The organism is Pseudomonas sp. 21615526, from assembly GCF_013386245.1.
In the GTDB taxonomy this organism is placed as follows: Bacteria; Pseudomonadota; Gammaproteobacteria; order Pseudomonadales; family Pseudomonadaceae; genus Aquipseudomonas.
Genome location: NZ_JACAOM010000134.1, coordinates 1 through 1,925, shown reverse-complemented (window position 1 = coordinate 1,925; position 1,925 = coordinate 1). Strand labels below are relative to the sequence as shown.

At 62.3% G+C, this 1,925-nt stretch carries 1 protein-coding gene and 1 pseudogene; both read left to right on the top strand.

Translation table 11 applies throughout. The features are described 5' to 3' along the window. Positions 1-237, top strand: a pseudogene (locus tag HX786_RS32045) (chemotaxis protein); the annotation flags it as partial. Positions 238-255: 18 nt separating this feature from the next. Continuing rightward, positions 256-1,925 (top strand): bifunctional diguanylate cyclase/phosphodiesterase (locus HX786_RS28030; protein ID WP_178912893.1); only part of this gene is annotated, 1,670 nt, incomplete at its 3' end.

Here is a 1,925-nt window from a genome sequence, read left to right as displayed (position 1 = left end):
CAGGCGCTGCAAGGCATTCGCCACGCGGTGGAGCGTATTACCGGTATGAGTCAGCAAATGGCTGCTGCCTCACAGGAACAATCCCACGTCGCCGAGGAAGTTTCACAGCAGATCAATAACGTTGCCGCCACGGTGCAAAAGACAGCGGGCAATGCCAACGCTGCAGTCACCCGTGGCCGGGAACTCGAAAGCATCTCTTCCGGGTTGCGCGCCCTGGTCGAGCGGTTCAACCGCTAGCCACAGTGAGCCTGACTCATGGACGAGAAATACCGCAGGGCCGTGGATGCAGCCGCCATTTTCTCCGAGACTGACCTGGCGGGCTGCATCACTTACGTCAATGACCAGTTCTGCGGCATGTCCGGCTACGGGCGTGACGAGTTGCTGGGGCAAAATCACCGCATTCTGAGCTCGGGACTGCACCCTGCGGGGTTCTTCCAGGGCATGTGGCAAGCCATCAGCGAAGGCCGGGTGTGGCGTGGGGAAATCTGCAACCGGGCCAAGGATGGGACGTTGTATTGGGTGGACAGCACCATGGTGCCGCTGCTCGATGAGAAGACCGGGCGCGTGCAGAAGTACGTGTCGATCCGCTTTGATGTCAGCGAAAAGCGCCAGCTGTTGCACACCCTGCAATGGCGGGTCGGCCACGATGTGCTGACCGGCTTGCCGAACCGCGCCTATCTGTCCGAGTTGCTTAACCAGTCCCTGGAGTTCTCCCGCAGCGAAGACATCCCGTTGGCGTTGTGCATGCTCGACCTGGACGGCTTCAAGGCGGTCAACGACGGGTATGGGCATGCCTGTGGGGATCTGTTGTTGGTGGAAGTGGCCACTCGGTTGCGGGAGATCATCCGCGGCGAGGACGTGGTCGCCCGGCTCGCCGGTGACGAATTTGTGCTGATCCTGCGTTATGTGCGCGATATCGACGAGCTGAACGGCGCCTTGCTGCGCATCCTCAAGGCGATTTCCGAGCCGTACTCGATCCAGGGGGCGGAGCTGAATGTGTTCGCCAGCATCGGCGTCACGCTGTTCCCCCTGGACGACGAGGACGCCGACACCTTGCTGCGCCATGCCGACCAGGCGATGTATGTGGCCAAGCAGAGCGGGCGCAACCGCTACCAGTTGTTTGATGTATCCCTGGAACAGGAGGTCAAGGCCAGCCACCAGACCGTGGAGCAGATCCGCCAGGCCCTGGCGGCGGGCCAGTTGTGCCTGCATTACCAGCCCAAGGTCAACTTGCGCTGCGGCACGGTGGTGGGGTTCGAAGCGTTGTTACGCTGGCAGCACCCCGAGCGTGGCCTGGTGAAGCCGGGGGATTTCCTGCCACTGATCGAGCAGACCGACCTGATTGTCGATATCGGCGAATGGGTGATCGCCCAGGTGTTGGGCCAGATGCATCGCTGGCAGGTGCATGGGCATTGGTGGTCGGTGAGCGTGAACATCGCGGCGCGGCACTTCCAGCGCGAGGATTTTGTCGAGCGCCTGCAAGATTTGCTGGCGCAATACCCGCAGGTGGAGCCGCACCGGCTGGACCTGGAGATCGCCGAGTCGGTGGCCATCGACAATATCCAGCGTGTCACCCAGCACCTGGAGGCCTGCCAGGCCTTGGGCGTGCAGTTCTCCCTGGATGATTTTGGCACCGGCTATTCCTCCCTGAGCTACCTCAAGCGCCTGCCGACCCAGACCATCAAGATCGACAAGTCGTTCGTGCGCGACATCCTGCACGACAAGGACGACCTGGCGCTGACCAAGGCCGTGATCGGCCTGGCCCGTGCGTTTGGCCGCGAAGTGATTGCCGAAGGCCTGGAAACCCTGGAGCACGGCCAGCTGTTGATGCGCATGGGCTGTGAAGTGGCCCAAGGCTATTTCATCGCCCGGCCGATGCCTGCGGACGACGTGCCGGGTTGGGTCGAGGGATTTGCACCGCCGCC